Consider the following 19,011-nt stretch of genomic DNA (forward strand, 5'->3'; position numbering starts at 1 on the left):
TGAATAAAAGGGAGCTGCTCTAAAAACAGTCCCTTTAAATATGGCTATCTGCCGAAAGGTCCATATCCAGGAAATACGCCTGGTCCACCTGGTCCGCCAAAACCGCCAAATCCCGGTCTAGGTCTAGGAAATGGAGCAGGTCCTAGACTTGCAAAATGCTGGTTTGTAACTTCATTGACCACCGATGTTGATTGCGGGAAATAGTGTTGATGTTTATAATGCTCATGATTTACGATTGTTGTATGTTGTGGATGAATGTGAGGTACGATTGTTTCTGAATAAGTGTTAACACAACACTTTTTAGTTGGATGAATAATCGGTGCCATAACTTTTGGTCGACAATGCATACTATCTATCCCCTTTCTATCTTTTTATCTACACTATCAACCTATGATAAAAAGGGTGTACATGTACTAATTCAAATACCTATTTTAAAGCATTGCATAAAAACTTTCTTTAAAGTTAGTAAAAACAAACAATGTTAACAGTAGAACGAAAAAAAACAAGTATAAAATACCTTTGTACATATCTTCTCTTCTCCCTAAAATGTATTATACCGTCATTAATTTTACATCGTTCTACTTGAATCCTCAATCCATTATTCAAATTTAATAAATTCTTAATAAATCTTAATAAATTTTAAACTCTTCTTATGATTTAGCGAGAATTCTAAACATTGGTGATATTCCAGCCTTAACAGCGCCGCTTCTTTCTTTCGTTAATCTTTCCATCATTTCACCGTTAGTAATAACGATTGGCGAAATTGTGCTTGCCGCATTTTCCCGGATAAATGGGAGGTCGAATGTAAGGAGCAGGTCACCTGATTTTACTTTTTCTCCTTCTTTAACAACAACTTCAAATCCCTGTCCATCTAAACTGACGGTCTCTAGACCAATATGTAATAAAATTTCAGCCCCGCCCTCTGATCTAATGGCAATCGCATGTTTAGCATGGAATATTTGAATCACTTCTCCATCTACAGGTGCAAGAACATTTCCTTCTGTCGGTTCAACAGCCATACCGTCTCCCATCATTTTTTCGGAAAAAACAGGGTCTGGCACTTCATCGATATTTATTAACTTGCCGCTTAAAGGTGCAAAAATACATTCTTCCAGAATTGTTTTTTCTGCCCCTTCTTTTAACATCTTCTTAAACATGATTTTTCTCCTTCCGTAAGTTAAAGAATATCTATCGCTATTGCGAATTGTAAACATAAGAGGAAATACTTGCAACTAAAACCTAAATAACGATTTATATGTAAAAACATATATTACATTGTAAATATCATTTTAGGAGGACTCGAAATGGATGATTATAAAAACAAGGATAATATAAAAGATGAATCAATTTTCCTTGAAATCGTTGACCGTTTTTTTCAATTATCACCTGTTAGACAGCTTGCTGACGAAAAAGAGAAACTCATGATTGATTCATTAAATATCCCTTATTTCAAAGTAAATACATTTTATTATACAAATGAATATGTAATCGAAGTATTAACACCTAATATAAAAAAAGAACAAATTAATTTTAATTTGCATGACGAATATTTGACAATTTCAATTGAAAATAAACTTGAAATTGAAGAAATAAATGATCAGCATGCAACCTTTAAAAAAATTTCTTCTTTAGGAAACTTTTCTAGAACTATCATTCTTCCCCATTATGTAAATACGGAAAATGTAGAATCCAGTTATGAAAAAAATCGTTTAATCATTAAATTTCCAATTAAAAATAAACATAAAAACAACTAAAAGAGGATGGCAATCATCATCCTCTTTTATATTAAGAAAAGGACAAGGATTCTTTATAAAGAACCAACCTTTAGATTTACTGTATATTTATGCTCTGTTCCCGTTTATCTTTTAAACATAGATGTTACCCCTTTAAATAAAGAGCCCATTTGGTTTGCTGCACTCATCACCTGTCCCGCTGTATCCATCATTTTATTAATATCATATTGTCCGTCTTTTTTCTTAAATTGAGACATAACAGTTTGAATGCCTGACGGCTGCTGTTTTGCAACATGCGGTCGTTTCGGATATGGATTAGCGTATGGAAAATCCATTTGGCCAGTTCCAGAAGAATAAGGCTGATACGCAGCATTAATTGGCTGATATTGCTCATATGGATGATAAGGCTGACCAAAATTATTACCGAAATATGGCATATATCCATTCTGAACAACTGGACGTTTGTAGTAAGGATATGGTTCATACCGTAAATATGGATGCATAATAGTCCCTCCTCTTTCACTCAATGTTCGGCTATTTTACTCTATGTAATCACTGTCTAAATGTGCATCTCCCCGGCAAAATATGTGTACATATTAAATTAGCTTCTAGCTCACATTATAAAATGAGACTAATTCCCCGCAAGGAACATAATTAGTCTTGACTCAAATAATGTTCTATTAAACCAAAGCTATAGGGAGGGAATATGAATGGGACGAGGTCACCATTTTAACCATAAAGAAAAAGGACATGAGCAAACAAAGCCACAGCATGGGTTTGCAGCAGCAAAAAAAGAGACAGAAACCGTTCAGTACTCCATTGACACAGTAGCTTCTGAAAATGAAAAGCCAATTACGATTATAAAAGAATAGGAAACAGAGATCAGGGGGGTTTTAGCACCCCCGCTCATTATTATACAAATTTAGAAATTAACTTTATTGCTTTTTTCTGTCTCCGAAATGATACTGTCCAAAACATATTGGACAGAATGATGTAAATTTGTAAACCTTTGTTTATTTGTATCTTTATAAAAAGACTGCAAAATAATCTGTTCTATATTTTGTATCGTTGAATCAATTTGCAGTTCATGAATATATTTAGGCTTCTTTTCTTTCACCCAATTTACAGCTTCTTCTTTCCATTTACGTGCAACTTCTGTAATTGCTTCAAATTCCGGCTTTACTTGCTCGAAAAAAAGAACATCTTCTTTTTTCATCCCATTCATAAAGCGGTTTAAGCACTCATCGTTATAGAGAAGAAGCTGCTTTGAATAATAAACAATACGTTCCTCCAACTTTTTCACCTCTAAAAAGCATCATAACAGACGTTAACTTCTTTTGCATCTATCCATGATTTGATAATATTTCATACGATGCTGGTCGTAATCTTCTTTCTCGTTTTCTAGCTAATGTAAACATATTTCCTTCCATACAATAGCCGACTTCTGTCAGACAGTCATCTATTGCATCCATACGCTCTATAAATTGTTCTTCTCCCATTTTTTTCTTATATAATTTTTCATTTAAATTATCTTCTAACATCGAAATTTCTTCTTCTAATTGTGCCAATTTTTGTTCAATTATTTCTCTGTCAATGAGGCGTTTCATTACTAACTCCCCCTTTCGAATATAATATGAATTCGGGAATCGTTTCCTTTTACCTCCCTACTTGACAAAACTAGTACTTATTCGGCAAAGAAAGAAGAAAAACTCATTTATTATATATTATTCGACATATTTTGAATCCGATCGTAAACAATAAAAGAAAGGAGGTGATTTCAGATGACAAAGAAGCAGGAGAAAAACAATCAAAAAGCAGGCAAACAGGAACGTAATAACACTCCTATCGGAGATAAAAAATTAGATGGACCAAATCGCCCATCTACATAAATTATTAATTAAAGTGTCAAGCTTCTTGGACTGGAATAATTTCACTTGTGAAGAAGCCTGGCACTTACCTCTCTCGAAACTCTTCAACAAGTGTGAAAAGATGCAGCTGTCTTTGCTTTTCTTTATACCAATCTGTTATTTCATATTTCTTTTGTTTTTCTGCACTTAAAAACCATTTATTTATTTTTTGTCCATGAAACCAATCTGTCTTTGTTTCGTCTATATAATGTGAAACAGCTGGATAAGCGGTACGTAAGAACGGGGTTTGCCGCTTCTTTTTTTCGGGAAAAAACTTTTCAAAGTCAAATCTTGAACCAGTATGTGTAACAGTTTTTGAAAACATATAAAATTCATGAAAATGATAGGAAGAGAATAAAAGCCAGGCAAGTTTTTTTCCAAGCTCAATCCGCTTTGTGAGATTTTGAAAATTAACAACGGAAAAACCGAATAATTGACCATTTAATGTAGGAAACAAAACCGTGTTAAAATGAAGGATTTCCTGGGCAAAATACGGCATGGATTTAAATATTTTTTTCTCGAATTGTTTATTTTCTATAATCGGCTGCTGGATGACATTTTGTTCATTAATAATTAATGAAGTAACGAGCCGATGCTTATCGCGCTTTTGCCAAAAATATGACCATTCATTTATCATAAATCTTGAAATCGAAAAATATTCCAGCAAATAAAAATAAGGCTTATTATGATATTTTGAATATTCATAAACTAATAACTGTGGAAAAGCATCAGAGAATATCATCCAGTTTGCTTTTTCATACAGCATAAATAATATATGTCTTTGTTCAAATGATAGAGCTTTTCGAAACCATTTTCCCTGAAGATCAGTCATACTCCAGCCAGCATTTCTTGACACAAGACTTGCCAGGAGCGGCCACATAATTTCACGATTCCGATCAAAATAGGCAGCATATGCTTTTGTTCTCGATATATTGTCGTAATTTTCTTTTTCTGTCGTATTATTTATATAGGAGATAAATTGTTCAGGTTCAGATGATAAAAAGATGCTGTTTTTCACTCATTTCACCTCTACACTTATCGTTTCCTATTAAACAAAGGCATACTCATGAATAATTTCAAAACTTTTTATCATTTTTTTGATATGATAAAAAGGAGCTTTAATAGAGGAGGGAATCTATGATTTTTCGTTATCCTAACGGAAAAGTCTATAAGCCAAAAGAAGATATAGAAAAACGAAGGAAAAAATCTATTACATACAGCAATCGCGGAATGACATTAGAAGATGATTTGAATGAAACAAATCTGTATTATCTAGAAAATAATATAGCAGTCATTCATAAAAAGCCGACACCCGTGCAAATCGTAAATGTTCATTATCCGAAAAGAAGTGCAGCTGTTATAAAAGAGGCTTATTTCAAACAGTCATCAACGACGGACTATAATGGAGTATACAGGGGAAAATATATTGATTTTGAGGCGAAAGAAACAAAAAATAAAACATCGTTTCCTTTGCAAAATTTCCATGAGCATCAAGTCTCACATATGGAAAATGTATTAGCTCAAGATGGGATCTGCTTTGTTATTTTATCAGCATTTGATGAAATTTATTTATTAGAGGCAGAAGCTTTATTAAAATTTTGGGGTCGAATGAAAAACGGCGGCAGAAAATCAATTACAATGGATGAAATAAATGTAAGTGCTCATAAAATGACACTTGGTTTTCAGCCCCGGATTGACTATATTAAAATTATCGATAAACTATATTTTAATTAGTTTCGACTAAGTTTGTTTTGAAAGGTTGGAAGCAAAAATGGCAGAACAATATAAAAGTCGTGAAGAACGCAAACGTGCTTTGGCTGCAAAGCAGCCGAAGCAAAATCAAGGTTCAAAAAAGACGAAAAAGCCGCGTTCATTATGGAAAAAGATTTTTCTTACTTTTTTAGCCTTAGGTATTATTGGAATCGTTACTGGCGGTGTAACATTTGCTGTTATAGCTGCAAGTGCTCCCCCTCTTGATGAAAAGAAACTAAAAGATTCTTTCTCATCAAAACTTTATGATGTTAATACAAATGAAGTGACAGAGTTTGGAGAAATTAAACGACAGTATGTACCATACAAAGATATTCCTAAAACTCTTGAAAAAGCAGTATTAGCTACGGAAGATGCCAGATTTTATGAGCATAAAGGTGTTGACTTCATTCGTTTAGGCGGTGCTGTCATTGCAAACGTAAAAGAAGGATTCGGTGCGGAAGGTGCAAGTACAATTACACAGCAGGTAATCAAAAACTCCCTTCTGTCATCTGATAAAACAATGACCCGTAAAGTAAAAGAAGCATGGCTTTCATTCCAGCTTGAACAAAAATATTCAAAGCAGGAAATATTAGAAATGTATTTAAATAAAATTTATTTTGCAGGTAATATTTACGGTGTTCAAAAAGCTTCTGAAATTTTCTACGGAAAAAAGGATTTACATGATTTAGAGCTTCATGAGGCGGCAATGATTGCCGGAATGCCGCAAAGCCCTAATAATTATGATCCGCGGAAACATCCTGAAAACGCGGAAAAAAGACGGAATATCGTCTTAAATTTAATGGCTCAGCATGGTTTTATTACACAGGCAGAGGCGGATGCGGCAAAAGCTGTACCTGTTGACTCTACATTAGTCCCATTAAAAGAAAAAGCAAATCCATACCATGCTTTCGTCGAGGAAGTAATTGAGGAAGTAAAGGAAAAGACAGGCCTTGATGCTGGTACAGCAGGCTTAAAAATTTACACAACGCTTGACCCTGATGCACAAGAAAATGTAGAAGAAGTGCTGAATGGAGATATTATTAATTATCAAAATGATAATATGCAAGCAGGTGTCGCTTTAATTGATACACAATCAGGGGAAATTCGCGCAATTGGCGGTGGAAGAAACCAGCCGATTGGCGGCTATAACTATGCAACAGATGTTAGACGCCAGCCTGGTTCGTCAATTAAACCTGTGCTGGACTACGCGCCGGCGATTGAGTATTTACAATGGTCAACAGCTGAAATGATAGATGATGAACCGTATACTTATTCTAACGGCACACCAATCAGAAACTTTGACAGGAACCATCTGGGTCCGATGACAATTCGTACAGCACTTGCCAAATCCCGAAATATTCCTGCTTTAAAGGCATTCCAAGCAGCAAAGGAAAAAGTCGGTGAAGAGAAAATGAAAGATTTTGCAAAAGGACTCGGTATCCCGCTTAATCATATTTATGAATCTTATTCGATCGGCGGTTTCGGTGAAGATGATAAAGGTGTTTCACCGATGCAAATGGCTGGGGCTTTCAGCACATTTGGAAACAACGGTGTTCATATTGAACCACATACTGTTAAAAAGATCGTGTTAAGCGATGGAACAGAAGTTAGTTTGGAACCTGAAGCAAAGCCGGCAATGAGCGATTATACAGCGTTCATGATAACGGATATGATGAAATCAGTCGTTAAATCCGGTACTGGAACAGCTGCTGCTGTGCCTAATTTAAATATTGCTGGTAAAACAGGTACGTCAAACTTTTCTGACATTGAAAAACAGAAAAATAATATACCAGCAGGTGCGGCAAAAGATAGCTGGTTCGTCGGTTATAATCCGAACTATACCGCTGCTGTCTGGACCGGTTATCCTGTAAATGAAGAAACGAAGAAGGATCGGATATACTTAACGAAAACCGAGCAGAACTATTCAAAGAGAATCTTTAAAGAAGTTCTTAAAAGGGTTGCTAAAGGTGACGATTCTGACTGGGAAAAACCAAAGAGCGTTGAAATGAAGCGAATTGAAAAAGGTACTGGTCAATTAGCAAGCAGCTATACACCAAAAGATCAAGTATCAATAGAATATTTCGTAAAAGGCACTGGGCCGAAAGTAGTTTCAAAGAAATATACGAAAGCAGATAAACCGAGCGGTCTCCAAGTAAGCTATAACGAATCAAGCAATTCTATCTCGCTAAGCTGGAATTATAAAGATGGAGGAGCTTCATTCCAGGTTAGCCAATCTGTTGATGGTGGATCATACAGCACCGTTCAAAATAGTGGTTCTATGTCCTATACTGTCTCAGGTGTCACTCCTGGTGCAACTTACAGATTCCAAGTCGTCGCAATGGTTAACGGTAAAAGCAGTAATGCCGCAGCAACAGCGATAACCGTTCCTGGAGCTGTTACAGAAGAAGAACCTGAAGAGGAAATAATCGAAGAGGAACCAGATACTACTGATGAAGGCAAGGTAGAAGAAGACAGTGGTAACGAAGAGGACAATCAAAATGAAGACCAAACCGGAATCCCTAATAACGGAAATCCTAATAACGGAAACCCTAATGGACAGCCGAACAGTGGAAATGGCAGCCAAAATGGGAACGGCAACGGAAATCAAGGTGGGAATAACGGTGGGAATGGTAGTAATGGCAATACCGGAAACAACGGAAACGGAAATGGCAGTGGTAATGGAAACCAAGGCGGCGGTAAAAAGCCTGAAGATGCAACTCCGTTAGAACCTGTCGTTCCTGTCCCTGAAGATACAGGGGGCGCACCGGTTCAGCAGCATGAAGGACAAAAACCGGAGCAGTAAGGAAACAGAATAAAGATAAAGCAAAAGGGGACTAATTTTTCGATTAGTCCCCTTTTCTTTTCCTCATCATTGCTAATTCTTTATAAAAAAGTTTCTCAAGCTCTGTAAATAACTGTTCCAGCTGAATAAATGAATGATACTGCATAGGTCTTTTTATAATAAATAAAAAACGTTCGGCACAGTTTATCGGTTTAAGTCGGAATTCTTCTATTGCTTTATTTATATTTTCTAAACTTTGAACCGGTACATCATTTAACCAATGCAGCGAAATAATAAAATATGTGATACTTTTTCTTACTAAATCTTTATGCTCATTAATATTCCTATCTTTAAACTTCTCTCTTAATACATTCCTCACATTTATCCATCCGTTTAAAACAACAGGAATATATTCAAATTTTTCTTCCCATGGTTTGATAACCTCCTGCTTTTTAACACTGTTTTGGATATCATAAAATAACGGTTCTTCAGTAATAGTATATAAAACATCGGATGCATCTATTTGCTTTGTAAAAGGAAATGTTGCAGAAGCTAAAAAAAACGGTTCATACTGATAGCAGGACGGAACATTGTACAATCTATTATCGTTTAGCACTTATTATCTTTTCCTTATTCATCCTCTTCTTCCCTTCACGGCAAAGATGAAGGAGCGGGCATTCATGACATTTCGGAGACTGTGCCCTGCAGTGGTAGCGTCCGAAAAAAATAAGACGGTGATGTGTATCAGACCATTCTTCTTCTGGAACTTTTCTCATTAATGTCTTTTCGACTTCTAATACAGAATCTTTCCATCTGCAAATCCCAAGACGCTTGCTTACCCTTTCCACATGTGTATCAACAGCAATTGCCGGCACACCAAAAGCAACAGACATAACAACATTTGCTGTTTTACGTCCAACACCTGCAAGTTTTGTAAGCTCATCCCGTTCTTTCGGTACTTCTCCAGCATAGTCCACTAAAAGTGTCTCACAAAGACTCCGAATATTTTTCGCCTTATTCCGGTATAATCCAATCGATTTTATATCATTTTGCAGTTCCTCAAGGGGTACAGCTAAATAATCTTCCGGCTTCTTATATTTCTGAAATAAATCTTTCGTCACTTTATTTACTAATACATCTGTACATTGTGCAGAGAGCGCAACTGCAATGACCAGTTCAAATGGATTGCTGTAATTTAATTCACAATGCGCCTCAGGAAACATTTCTGCAAATGTATCAAGGCATTCTCTAATTTGGACTTTCGTTAACAATTTAATCACCTGATTTTAATTATTTCGTTTAAAAAAGGGAGTATTGTTTTACTCCTTTTAATTTTTAAGCCAATTATAAAATGGTACTTTTCTTTCATATTTCTCGTCCGCTTCGTTCTGCTTCAAAGGACGGGACTGATTTTGTCTGAATTTCTTTGAATATGTCCGTGCTTGTTCAATCGTTCGTATTCCGTTCTTTTTCCATTCAAAAAGGATACGATCAATGTATCTGAAATTTAATTTTCCTGAAATAACAGCCTCTCTTAATGCCGCTTTAATAATAATCGGATCATAATCATCCTGATCGATCCACATCGCTAAAGATTCACATTCAAAAGGGGATAACGGACGGCCAAATTCCTGCTCGAAAATAGTATATAAGCTTTGCTCTTCCTCTTTTTGTTCATCCTGCTTCTCTTTTTCATAGCTGTTCTCAAAAAACAGATAAAGCTTTTCCCATAGTGGATTTAAAGAATAGCTTTCATGGAGAATTGCATTCTGTTTTGATTCCTCAATAAAAATAAAGCCCCTTTGCAGCAAGCTTCTTAATAATGTTGTACATGTCGCAACTGATATAGACATATGCTCTGACAGCTCATTTGGCGTAGGGAAATGATTTCCCTGCTGCTTATATTTTATTACTTGAATAAGTAAAATAAGCTCCTCCTCATTTAAACCGAGCTTGGAGTAGTAACTGAGCAATGCCGTTGGAACTAATATGCTTCCGCTCTCCTGCATCATTATAAACTGGTCTTTATTCATCAAACACACCTCTAGTTTTAGTATATCATGAAGAAAATAATTCGGTATTTAAATAACTTTTCCTTTTTTTGAAAACAGCAGGCATGTAAAGGAGACAGCCATACGCCGACTGCCTTTTATCCTTTAACTTTTTTCATCATTTCTAATTGCCATATGCTTTTGTATTTTACCATCATAAAAATTCACAAAATCATACGTAAACCGGTCAAACTCATCAATATATTTAACTTCCCAAACAGGGATATTTTCATCCATTCCGAGTTGAACATTTAAAATTTCTTTAAGGTTATGCTCATTTTTCACATTTTTGACTGCCTGTTCTTCTGTAATGCCGGATTTCTGCTTTTTCACTAAAATATTTCCTTTTTTTGTTTGCGGAATCCAAACAAAAACTTTTTCACTTTTAGTATTTTCTCCAGCAACAATATGGTATTTAGTCTTTCCATTAAATGTTTCAATATAATCAACAGACGACAAATCCGCTTTCTCTTTTGCAATTTCTACCGATTGATCATGGCCTTTTGTATACTGTCCTCTTGCATTAGAGTATGTATCGCCAAAAATCCAAATGACGATAATAAGTAAAACAGACAGCGCTCCAATTATAATTCCCTTTTTTTTCTTCATATTTGTATACCTATCTTCTATAAATGACATAAAGCAATTCCAGCTATTGAATCTTTTCTTTGTAAAGACTGATTTAATGAGCCTTCTGCTTTATATAATTTATCAAAATATTTCATATTGTCAGCTCGTAAAATTCCCATGTTAAAATTCCCCTCTTTCAAACAAATATTGTAACTTATATGTAGAATATTAAAGGTTACAATAATAATACAACAAAAATGATTGTTGTATTATTCATTATAACAGTTAAACATATATGGATGAAAATAAATTTTCTCCTAAACCACACCATTTGCCTGTGCCCTCACACAGGCTTTTTCTTTCCGTTGCTTCCCTCTTGCTATGCGTCTTTCCAAGCTTCCATGATATGTGTCAGCTCTGACATTTCCTTCACTTGTAAATCCATTTTTGGAACGGATTGGATAAAACTTTTGCCATAATCAGTTGTTATGATCCGTTTATCAAAAACAAATAATAATCCTCTGTCACGCCTTGAACGAATTAATCTTCCAAATCCTTGTTTAAAACGGATAATCGCTTCGGGCAGGGAATAATGTAAAAATGGTACTTGCCCATTTTTCTTCATATACTCACATTTTGCGGAAACGATCGGATCATCAGGTGCGGAAAAAGGCAGTCTAACGATAATTAATGCAGTTAAATCTTCCCCTTGAAAATCAATACCTTCCCAAAAACTGTTCGTACCAAGAAGAATTCCTTTATTAAATTGTTTAAATGTTTTCATTAATTTAGAACGGCTGCCGCTGCTTGTACCCTGTCCCATAATAACAAATTCATCAAGTGTCACATCTTCTTTTAAAAGCTCGTATGTTTTTCTAAGCATGTCATAAGCTGTAAATAGAACGAGCAGCTTTCCATCTGTTATTTGAGCAATTGTACTAATATTTGCTGTAACAGCTTCCACATATTCATCTGTATCCACTTCGCTGACAGAAGGCATATCGCTCGGTACGAGCAGCTTCACTTGCCTTTCATAATCAAACGGGGATTCCAGTTTCAACTGCTTAGGATAAAAATCTGTTAAACCAAGCTGTTCAATAAAGTACTGGAAGGAATTATTCACAGTCAATGTAGCTGAAGTCAGAATAACGCTTTTCTTATGAGTAAAAAAAGAATCAGCTAAGAAGTCTGTGACAGAGACCGGCTGTGTATAAACAGATACAGCATTTTTTGCCCCTTTTGCTTCTATTTCTATCCATGTTACAAACCGCTCATCTGTTTCCAGAAATAAATATTGCAGAGATTGTTTAAACTTTAGTAAGAAGCTTTGTATATCTATATACTGAATAAGGAGTTGCCGTTCCTTCCCATTCATCGTAGAGTGTTCATTCTCTTCTAATAATAACTTATGTTTCTCCATAAGACGTGCAAGATCTATTAAGGAAAAAATCATCCGCTTAATAAGTTCAAGCAAAGAATCCCATGTTCGGTTATTATAATCAGATGAGCTGAAACGATATGTAATACGATTCATACTCGGATTTTTCCGTTTATTCAGTACATAGCTATGGAGCGATGTAAAGAAAAGATCACTGTCTTCCCCGTAACCACTTAATATTTTTTCTATTTTAGAAAAGTCTGTTACACTCGCTTCATTCCTTTTTCTCACTATTTCATACACTTGCTTCAAGAGACCATCCGACTGCATCGTACCGAGCCGGCTGAGCTTTAAATGCATGGAGACATAGTTTAACCGATGTCCTAAATGTTCGCTTGCCACACTTTCCAAATGATGTGCCTCATCAACAATTACTTGTTCATACGGCTTTAAAATTTCTCCTTCACGGGCAAGATCAGCTAAGAGCATTGCATGATTTGTAATGAGTATATGAGCATTCTCCGCATTTTTTCTCGCATGTTTATAGAAACATTTCTCATAGTAAGGATTCTTCTTATGATTGGACACGAATGAATCATATGAGATTCTATCCCATAACATTTTTCCTCCCGAAGGAATATTCAATTCGTCTATATCGCCAGTCTCTGTTTCTGTCAGCCAAATAAGAATTTGTGCTTTTGTTAAAATTTCATCATAATTATCATTGTTCTCATACAATGCCTGTTCAAATTTATGAAGGCATAAATAATTTTTTTGTCCTTTTAATATCGCTGCCTCAAAAGAAAAGGGCATAATACTCTTCAGTAAAGGAATTTCTTTCTCCATTATCTGCGCTTGCAAATTTATCGTATATGTACTAATTATTATTCTCTTTTTTATTTTTTTCGCATAATAAATAGCTGGAATTAAGTATGCCAATGTTTTCCCTGTTCCTGTACCTGCTTCAATTAACATATGCTGATATGTTAAAAAGGAATCCATTATTTCAGCTGCAATCCGTTTTTGTTCATTACGAACTTCAAAAAATGGGATAGCATCTTTTAATTTGCTGTTCTCATTTAATATGCTGTCTAAAAAAAGAGAAAAATCATCATCTTCTTGAATTATATCTTCTTTGTCGCTTTTTAAATCCTCTTTCTTCTTTATTGCTAATTTCCTGCAAATTTCAATTTGCTCATTATTTTTACCATCGGTTAATGTTATTAATTTATCTGATATAATTTCACTTAAAAGCTCATCTAAATCACTTATAAACGATTTAGAAAGACGTTCGAGCTGCTGCAGAGTAACCGAAGGAAGACGCTCTATTTTCTTTAATATTCTAAGTAGTAAAGAAGCAGTCACTTCTGCATCATTATCTGCCCGGTGAGGGTTTACATACTCTATGTTTAATTCCCCGCAAATTTCTGTTAATTTATAGCCGTTTGCAGTCGGAAACATCACCCTTGAAAGCTCTACAGTATCTAATATCGGGCATGTTAATTGTTCAAATCCTGCTTGTTTCAGCTCTTCCTGTAAAAAAGAAAAATCAAAATATACATTATGTGCAACGAAATAAGAATCTTTAATAATAGAAGAAATTTCTTCCGCAATCTCTGCAAAAGTCGGTGCATCTTTAACAAGGTCATTTGAAATTCCTGTTAATTGCTCAATAAAAACCGGAATCTCATGTTCTGGATTGACAAAGCTCATATAGCGGTCAATTATTTTTCCTTCTTCTACGACAACTGCTGCAATCTGAATGATTTTATTCCCTTTTCTCGGGGCATTTCCTGTCGTTTCAATATCCACTACTACAAATCGTTGGCGACTCATTTACGACACCTCAACTCTATCTGCTAATCTATATCTTATTTTACCATTTATAACGAAATAATCCCCCTATCTTACTCAGGGGGATTATTTTTACATAATTGTCGCTGCTGGTTCTTGACCTAATATTTCAATAATTGTATTATTCTCATCCATAATTGCAACTTTAGGTTTATGAGTGCTCACTTTTTCCTCAGGAATTAGTGTATAAGTTAAAATAATGATGATATCTCCTTCTTGAACGAGACGCGCAGCCGCTCCATTTAAACAGACGACACCGCTTCCTCGTTCACCAGGGATAATATATGTTTCTAAACGTGCACCATTATTATTATTAACAATTTGTACCTTTTCATTCGGAAGCATGCCTACCGCTTCGATAATGTCTTCATCTATCGTTATACTTCCAACATAATTTAAATTCGCTTCTGTTACTCTTGCACGATGGATTTTAGCATTCATCATCGTCCGAAACATTTTATCACCTCGAGAACAAATATAGTGAAAACTTATGAAGTAATTTCAATCGTAATATTATCAATAAGTCGAGCTTTTGTAAACTTGACAGCGAGAGCAATAATAATATTGCCGGAAAGTTCCTTTATTTCCTTTAAATCCGGGTATGTCAAAACTTCCACATAGTCAATTACGCCATCAGTTTGCATTTGAATCATATGTTTTATTTTTTCAACAATGACATCCCGATTTCTTTCCCCGTTCTCAATTAACTCTTTTGCGTCGCTTAAGCTTTTAAAAAGAATGGGAGCCTGCTTTCTTTCTTCTCCTGTTAAATAAACATTTCTTGAACTTTTTGCAAGCCCATCCTCTTCCCTGATCGTCTCAACCGGAACGAGATGAACCGGGAAGAAAAATTCTTTCACTAAACCGTCGATAACAGCCACTTGCTGTGCGTCTTTCATTCCAAAATAGGCGCGGTCCGGGCGAATAAGATTGAAAAGCTTCGTCAGTACTGTTGCAACACCGTCGAAATGTCCTTCTCGTGATTTCCCACATAATACATCTACACGTTCTGTCACTTTTACTGTATAAGAAGGCGGACCTTCGTACATTTCTTTTGCACTAGGTGCGAACACAATATCAGCACCTGTCAGTTCAGCAAGCTCTGTATCACGCTCTAAACTACGCGGATATGCTTCAAAGTCCTCATTGGGACCGAATTGCAGCGGATTTACAAAAATGCTTAAAACAACGATATCATTTTCTTTTCTTGCTTCTGTTATTAATTTAAGATGCCCTTCATGAAGTGCACCCATCGTCGGCACAAAGCCTATTGTTTTATTTTCTTTTTTATAAGCTGTTATGATATTTTTTATGTCATCTTTCGTTTTTATGACTTGCATCCATTTTGCCCCCATATAAAACTTTAAGCTCTTCTTCATTCATCGTAAATGTATGTTCTTCTGCTGGAAATGCACGCTGTTTTACTTCCTTCACATAACTCGTTAATGCACTGTCTATATGATCACTTATATTTGTATATTGTTTAACAAATTTAGCTACTTTATGAGAGCCGTAACCAATAAGATCATGATAAACGAGCACTTGTCCATCAGTCTCTGCTCCGGCACCTATCCCAATTGTCGGAATATCAATTTTATTTGTTATTTCTTCGGCAAGCTGTTTCGGCACACATTCAAGTACTAATGCGATTGCACCAGCTTCGGCGCATTTAATTGAATCATCAATTAATTTTTTTGCCGCTTCTGCATCTTTCCCCTGCACTTTATAACCGCCAAGAACTCCAACAGACTGCGGTGTTAAACCGAGATGGGAGACGACCGGAATACCGCCCTTCGTAAGTGCTTCGATTATACAGGCAACATCGTCAGCGCCTTCAACTTTCACAGCATCCGCCCCGCCTTGCTGCATGATTCTCATCGCATTATGCAAAGCGTCCTCTTTTGATAAATGATAAGACATAAAAGGCATGTCTGTCACAATATATGTATTTTTCACGCCGCGTTTTACCGCTTTCGTATGATGGATCATATCTTCAACAGTGACAGGAATGGTTGAATCATATCCGAGTACGACCATTCCAAGTGAATCACCGACTAAAATCATATCAACATCCGCTTTTTCAGCCAGCACGGCACTTGGATAGTCATAAGCGGTTACCATCGTAATTGGTTCTTTTTTCTCTTTCATTTTCATAAAATCTAATCTTGTTTTCATTTTTTCCCCTCCAATTTACAAGTAGAGGAGATGATGAACCGAAAAATAAAAAATCCTTCTATTTTGCGATGAAGCAGAGAAGGATTGTTATCATATACCGGCTTTCATCCCTCTGTCCCCGTCCTTTACGGATCAAGGCAGACAATATATTTTTAAAACAATCTTCCATTTCAGGTGCAGTTCATTACGATACTACCCAGAAAAAGTATAGCAAAAAGTTTTTAAATTTGCTATGAATGTTAACTATGTTAAATGTGGATTTATTAAAAACCTAATATAATGCACGATTTTTGGCTCATCTCGCTCAAATTTATAAAAAGGGAAAGAAAAGCGAGCTTTTCTCTTCCCTTTTTATAAATTTGAGCACTTTTCAGCTAAAGCTGAAAAGCATTTGCAAGCAGAGCTTGCAAATGGATGAGCCAAAAATCAACTAAGTGTTTCAATTATATAAGTAAGGAGCAGAAACTTTATTTTAATAATCAATATCTAAAACATTCATCCATTCAGTTCAATATCTGCCGAATAAATTTTCTCTATTTCACCGTCTGCTTTCTTTAATAGTAATACCCCATTATCGTCAATACCGATTGCTTCTCCTTGTAATGTTCCATTTAATGTTCTTGCAGTAATCGGTTTATTCATACTGATGGAATAGCTTTCCCATAGAAGCTTTATCGGCTTAAATCCTTCTTTTAAATATAATAAGTATAATGTTTCAAATCGTAATAAAATTGTTTGAATGATTTTTGCCCGGTCGCTTTTTTTACCCGATTCTATTTTTAATGATGTTGCAATTCCCTCTAAATGCTCCGGAAACTTCTCTTGATTTACATTGATTCCCGTACCAATAATAACCGAATGAACTCTATCTGCTTCTGCTATTAGCTCTGTTAAAATCCCGACTGTCTTTTTCCCGTTTATCAATATATCATTAGGCCATTTAATATGCGGAGTCAAAGATGTTTCCTCTTCAATCGCCTGAACAATTGCAACTGCTGTTAACAATGTAAGTTGGGGAGTATTTGATACCGGAATATTCGGATGTAAAATAATACTCATCCAAATTCCTGTTTCTTTTGGAGAATGCCATTCTCTGGCCATTCTTCCCCTCCCGCTCGTTTGTTCATCAGTAACAACAATCGTTCCTTCAGTTGTTCCATCATTTGCAAGCTGATGAGCAATTTTCTGTGTTGATGTAACAACCGGTTCAAAATGAATTGTTCTCCCCATAAATTCTGTTTCGAGCCCTAATTTAATTTCATTGCTGCTAATTTTATCCGGTTTCTTTATAATACGGTAACCGAGCCTTCTGACCGCTTCCAGCTCATACCCTTCCTTACGCAATTCTTCAATATGTTTCCAGACTGCAGTCCTTGAACAGCCTAAATAATCACTTATTTTTTGTCCAGATAAAAATTCTCCATTCGCTTTTGAAAACGCTTCTAATAATTTTGTCCGAATTCCTGTTTCCAATTGTAAAGCCACTCCTTTATTTCCCGCTCATCATTTTTCAGCCTTCCATCGACGATTAACATTTCAATCTCCTGCAGCAATTCAGCAACCCATGGTCCTGCCTGTTTACTAATTATTTCAAGAATATCTCTTCCCGTAATGACTAGCTCATCCCGGCTTTTCATCGGCAACCGATGAAACATTTCGGTTAATTCTGTTAATTTATTAGAAATATTGTTATGTCCATTCATCATTAACCGGATTTTCTCCACTTCTAAAGCCGACTTTAATCCGGCACTATAAAGCAAAAATTTCGTCCAGTCATTTGCTTGTAACTGTTCTAACAGTTTATTATTTTTACCGGCAGCTTTTATAATCTTTGTCGGCAGTTTCCAGCTTCTTAAAAATGATTCAATTTCAACATTACGGAGTATGTAAGTAATCAGTGTCCATAGTTCTTCACTTGATGAAAGAACGGATAAATCTAATTTCTGCAGACATTGTAATTCCTTTTCTTTAGAAGCGAAACATGGCAAGTATGTATATGTACCTGTCTCCATTAATAATGCTATGGCATATTTACTGTTTCTTCCTCGCAAAAGCTTTTCAAATTCTACTGTTTTCCTTTCAATAGAAATATTATCTAACAGCTTTGCATGATCCGTAATCGCCTCTTTCACTTCATCTGCCAATCTAAATTGAAGCTGGCTTGAGAAGCGGAGTGCTCTAAGCATTCTGAGTGCATCTTCATTGAAACGTTCACTCGGGTCACCGACAGTGCGAATGATATTCTCTTCCAAATGCTGTTTCCCGTCAAAATAATCAATAATCTCGCCATTTGAATCCATCGCCATCGCATTAATCGTAAAATCTCTTCTTTTTAAATCCTCTCGTAAACAGTTAATAAAATTCACTTTATTTGGACGTCTGAAATCATCATATCCGGATTCAGAACGGTATGTCGTCACTTCGTAAGGCTTTCCATTATGTAAAACGATGATCGTTCCATGCTCTGCACCAACATCAACTGTTTTTGGAAACATCTCCTGTATTTCATCAGGTTTTGCAGATGTTGTAATATCAATATCACCTATTTCACGGTTTAATAATAAGTCACGGACAGACCCCCCGACGAAATAAGCTTCATAGCCATTCTCTTTTAATTTCTCAATAACTGGTATCGCTTCTGAAAATGGAGTTTTCATTTACACTCTCCTTTTAAGGGATTGTCCCATAAACCTCTAAATAAAATAACTTTAACTGAAAGGCCCCGTCACCAAATTCCTTGATTTCACCGAATTTCCATGACGGGGCCTTTCAGGAGGATGGACTGTCTGATAAGTCCCTAATAAGTTTT

The 19,011-nt window shown here is 35.7% G+C and carries 22 protein-coding genes; 5 read left to right on the forward strand and 17 right to left on the reverse strand.

The window, feature by feature from the left end:
• Positions 1-44: 44 nt before the first annotated feature.
• Together BFA01S_RS11155 and BFA01S_RS11160 are read right to left on the reverse strand one after the other, a co-directional pair.
• A complete protein-coding gene (locus BFA01S_RS11155; protein WP_066229957.1) occupies positions 45-347 on the reverse strand; it encodes a CotD family spore coat protein in 303 nt (100 codons plus the stop codon).
• A 303-nt stretch (positions 348-650) separates the two neighbouring features.
• Entirely contained in the window at positions 651-1,157 is a 507-nt protein-coding gene (locus BFA01S_RS11160; protein WP_066229960.1) for a PTS sugar transporter subunit IIA, read from the reverse strand.
• Between the two features lie 147 nt (positions 1,158-1,304).
• On the opposite strand from BFA01S_RS11160, the gene BFA01S_RS11165 reads away from it, so the two are divergent.
• Positions 1,305-1,754 carry an Hsp20/alpha crystallin family protein gene (locus BFA01S_RS11165; protein ID WP_066229962.1) on the forward strand — a complete coding sequence of 150 codons (450 nt, stop codon included), beginning with the start codon at positions 1,305-1,307 and terminating at the stop codon, positions 1,752-1,754.
• Between the two features lie 104 nt (positions 1,755-1,858).
• On the opposite strand, the gene BFA01S_RS11170 is transcribed toward BFA01S_RS11165, so the two are convergent.
• A complete protein-coding gene (locus BFA01S_RS11170; RefSeq protein WP_066229965.1) occupies positions 1,859-2,236 on the reverse strand; it encodes a YppG family protein in 378 nt (125 codons plus the stop codon).
• Between the two features lie 207 nt (positions 2,237-2,443).
• On the opposite strand from BFA01S_RS11170, the gene BFA01S_RS22840 reads away from it, so the two are divergent.
• Complete coding sequence (locus tag BFA01S_RS22840) at positions 2,444-2,605, forward strand: hypothetical protein (RefSeq protein WP_169800472.1); 162 nt, start codon at positions 2,444-2,446, stop codon at positions 2,603-2,605.
• Positions 2,606-2,655: 50 nt separating this feature from the next.
• On the opposite strand, the gene BFA01S_RS11175 is transcribed toward BFA01S_RS22840, so the two are convergent.
• On the reverse strand, positions 2,656-3,036 hold the full coding sequence (locus tag BFA01S_RS11175; protein ID WP_169800473.1) for a DUF1798 family protein: 381 nt from the start codon (positions 3,034-3,036) through the stop codon (positions 2,656-2,658).
• Positions 3,037-3,076: 40 nt separating this feature from the next.
• Positions 3,077-3,340 carry a hypothetical protein gene (locus BFA01S_RS11180; protein ID WP_066229968.1) on the reverse strand — a complete coding sequence of 88 codons (264 nt, stop codon included), beginning with the start codon at positions 3,338-3,340 and terminating at the stop codon, positions 3,077-3,079.
• Positions 3,341-3,514: 174 nt separating this feature from the next.
• On the opposite strand from BFA01S_RS11180, the gene BFA01S_RS23090 reads away from it, so the two are divergent.
• Positions 3,515-3,622 carry a spore protein gene (locus tag BFA01S_RS23090; protein WP_218011641.1) on the forward strand — a complete coding sequence of 36 codons (108 nt, stop codon included), beginning with the start codon at positions 3,515-3,517 and terminating at the stop codon, positions 3,620-3,622.
• A gap of 64 nt (positions 3,623-3,686) precedes the next feature.
• Here the strand turns inward: BFA01S_RS23090 and BFA01S_RS11185 are convergent, their stop codons facing one another.
• Positions 3,687-4,658, reverse strand: a complete 972-nt coding sequence (locus tag BFA01S_RS11185; RefSeq protein ID WP_156483604.1) for a DUF2515 family protein — start codon at positions 4,656-4,658, stop codon at positions 3,687-3,689.
• Between the two features lie 122 nt (positions 4,659-4,780).
• On the opposite strand from BFA01S_RS11185, the gene recU reads away from it, so the two are divergent.
• Positions 4,781-5,374 (forward strand): Holliday junction resolvase RecU, encoded by a 594-nt coding sequence (gene recU / locus BFA01S_RS11190; protein ID WP_066230005.1) that lies wholly within the window; start codon positions 4,781-4,783, stop codon positions 5,372-5,374.
• 37 nt (positions 5,375-5,411) lie between these two features.
• Positions 5,412-8,195, forward strand: coding sequence for a PBP1A family penicillin-binding protein (locus tag BFA01S_RS11195; protein ID WP_066229971.1), 2,784 nt, complete (start codon positions 5,412-5,414; stop codon positions 8,193-8,195).
• A 43-nt stretch (positions 8,196-8,238) separates the two neighbouring features.
• On the opposite strand, the gene BFA01S_RS11200 is transcribed toward BFA01S_RS11195, so the two are convergent.
• From BFA01S_RS11200 to BFA01S_RS11245, 11 genes are all read right to left on the reverse strand, one after another.
• On the reverse strand, positions 8,239-8,790 hold the full coding sequence (locus BFA01S_RS11200) for a YpoC family protein (protein ID WP_066229973.1): 552 nt from the start codon (positions 8,788-8,790) through the stop codon (positions 8,239-8,241).
• A complete protein-coding gene (gene nth / locus BFA01S_RS11205) occupies positions 8,777-9,445 on the reverse strand; it encodes an endonuclease III (protein ID WP_066229976.1) in 669 nt (222 codons plus the stop codon). The genes BFA01S_RS11200 and nth overlap by 14 nt, the downstream gene beginning before the upstream one ends.
• A gap of 57 nt (positions 9,446-9,502) precedes the next feature.
• A complete protein-coding gene (locus tag BFA01S_RS11210) occupies positions 9,503-10,207 on the reverse strand; it encodes a DnaD domain-containing protein (protein ID WP_066229979.1) in 705 nt (234 codons plus the stop codon).
• A gap of 123 nt (positions 10,208-10,330) precedes the next feature.
• The gene (locus BFA01S_RS11215) at positions 10,331-10,834 is read right to left on the reverse strand and encodes a cell wall elongation regulator TseB-like domain-containing protein (protein ID WP_156483608.1); all 504 of its coding nucleotides are present in this window, start codon (positions 10,832-10,834) and stop codon (positions 10,331-10,333) included.
• Between the two features lie 17 nt (positions 10,835-10,851).
• On the reverse strand, positions 10,852-10,974 hold the full coding sequence (locus BFA01S_RS23450; RefSeq protein ID WP_268874857.1) for a hypothetical protein: 123 nt from the start codon (positions 10,972-10,974) through the stop codon (positions 10,852-10,854).
• Positions 10,975-11,174: 200 nt separating this feature from the next.
• Complete coding sequence (gene dinG, locus BFA01S_RS11220; RefSeq protein ID WP_066229983.1) at positions 11,175-14,009, reverse strand: ATP-dependent DNA helicase DinG; 2,835 nt, start codon at positions 14,007-14,009, stop codon at positions 11,175-11,177.
• Between the two features lie 90 nt (positions 14,010-14,099).
• A complete protein-coding gene (panD, locus tag BFA01S_RS11225; RefSeq protein ID WP_066229986.1) occupies positions 14,100-14,483 on the reverse strand; it encodes an aspartate 1-decarboxylase in 384 nt (127 codons plus the stop codon).
• Between the two features lie 32 nt (positions 14,484-14,515).
• The gene (gene panC / locus BFA01S_RS11230) at positions 14,516-15,367 is read right to left on the reverse strand and encodes a pantoate--beta-alanine ligase (RefSeq protein WP_066229989.1); all 852 of its coding nucleotides are present in this window, start codon (positions 15,365-15,367) and stop codon (positions 14,516-14,518) included.
• Positions 15,342-16,202 (reverse strand): 3-methyl-2-oxobutanoate hydroxymethyltransferase, encoded by an 861-nt coding sequence (panB, locus tag BFA01S_RS11235; RefSeq protein WP_066229991.1) that lies wholly within the window; start codon positions 16,200-16,202, stop codon positions 15,342-15,344. Before panB ends, panC begins: the two co-directional genes overlap by 26 nt.
• A 495-nt stretch (positions 16,203-16,697) precedes the next feature.
• A complete protein-coding gene (locus BFA01S_RS11240) occupies positions 16,698-17,675 on the reverse strand; it encodes a biotin--[acetyl-CoA-carboxylase] ligase (RefSeq protein ID WP_066229994.1) in 978 nt (325 codons plus the stop codon).
• Complete coding sequence (locus BFA01S_RS11245; protein ID WP_066229997.1) at positions 17,645-18,859, reverse strand: CCA tRNA nucleotidyltransferase; 1,215 nt, start codon at positions 18,857-18,859, stop codon at positions 17,645-17,647. The genes BFA01S_RS11240 and BFA01S_RS11245 overlap by 31 nt, the downstream gene beginning before the upstream one ends.
• Positions 18,860-19,011 lie beyond the last annotated feature (152 nt).

It is taken from the genome of Metabacillus fastidiosus NBRC 101226 (genome assembly GCF_001591625.1).
In the GTDB taxonomy this organism is placed as follows: domain Bacteria; phylum Bacillota; class Bacilli; order Bacillales; family Bacillaceae; genus Metabacillus; species Metabacillus fastidiosus.

What these genes read in the sequence shown, in the direction of transcription:
- BFA01S_RS11155 (WP_066229957.1), bottom strand. Translation starts at nt 347, where the DNA reads ATGCATTGTCGACCAAAAGTTATGGCACCGATTATTCATCCAACTAAA.
- panD (WP_066229986.1), bottom strand. Translation starts at nt 14,483, where the DNA reads ATGTTTCGGACGATGATGAATGCTAAAATCCATCGTGCAAGAGTAACA.
- BFA01S_RS23450 (WP_268874857.1), bottom strand. Translation starts at nt 10,974, where the DNA reads ATGGGAATTTTACGAGCTGACAATATGAAATATTTTGATAAATTATAT.
- BFA01S_RS11180 (WP_066229968.1), bottom strand. Translation starts at nt 3,340, where the DNA reads ATGAAACGCCTCATTGACAGAGAAATAATTGAACAAAAATTGGCACAA.
- BFA01S_RS23090 (WP_218011641.1), top strand. Translation starts at nt 3,515, where the DNA reads ATGACAAAGAAGCAGGAGAAAAACAATCAAAAAGCAGGCAAACAGGAA.
- dinG (WP_066229983.1), bottom strand. Translation starts at nt 14,009, where the DNA reads ATGAGTCGCCAACGATTTGTAGTAGTGGATATTGAAACGACAGGAAAT.
- panC (WP_066229989.1), bottom strand. Translation starts at nt 15,367, where the DNA reads ATGCAAGTCATAAAAACGAAAGATGACATAAAAAATATCATAACAGCT.
- panB (WP_066229991.1), bottom strand. Translation starts at nt 16,202, where the DNA reads ATGAAAACAAGATTAGATTTTATGAAAATGAAAGAGAAAAAAGAACCA.
- BFA01S_RS11215 (WP_156483608.1), bottom strand. Translation starts at nt 10,834, where the DNA reads ATGAAGAAAAAAAAGGGAATTATAATTGGAGCGCTGTCTGTTTTACTT.
- BFA01S_RS11170 (WP_066229965.1), bottom strand. Translation starts at nt 2,236, where the DNA reads ATGCATCCATATTTACGGTATGAACCATATCCTTACTACAAACGTCCA.
- BFA01S_RS11160 (WP_066229960.1), bottom strand. Translation starts at nt 1,157, where the DNA reads ATGTTTAAGAAGATGTTAAAAGAAGGGGCAGAAAAAACAATTCTGGAA.
- BFA01S_RS11165 (WP_066229962.1), top strand. Translation starts at nt 1,305, where the DNA reads ATGGATGATTATAAAAACAAGGATAATATAAAAGATGAATCAATTTTC.
- BFA01S_RS11195 (WP_066229971.1), top strand. Translation starts at nt 5,412, where the DNA reads ATGGCAGAACAATATAAAAGTCGTGAAGAACGCAAACGTGCTTTGGCT.
- BFA01S_RS11245 (WP_066229997.1), bottom strand. Translation starts at nt 18,859, where the DNA reads ATGAAAACTCCATTTTCAGAAGCGATACCAGTTATTGAGAAATTAAAA.
- BFA01S_RS22840 (WP_169800472.1), top strand. Translation starts at nt 2,444, where the DNA reads ATGGGACGAGGTCACCATTTTAACCATAAAGAAAAAGGACATGAGCAA.
- BFA01S_RS11210 (WP_066229979.1), bottom strand. Translation starts at nt 10,207, where the DNA reads ATGAATAAAGACCAGTTTATAATGATGCAGGAGAGCGGAAGCATATTA.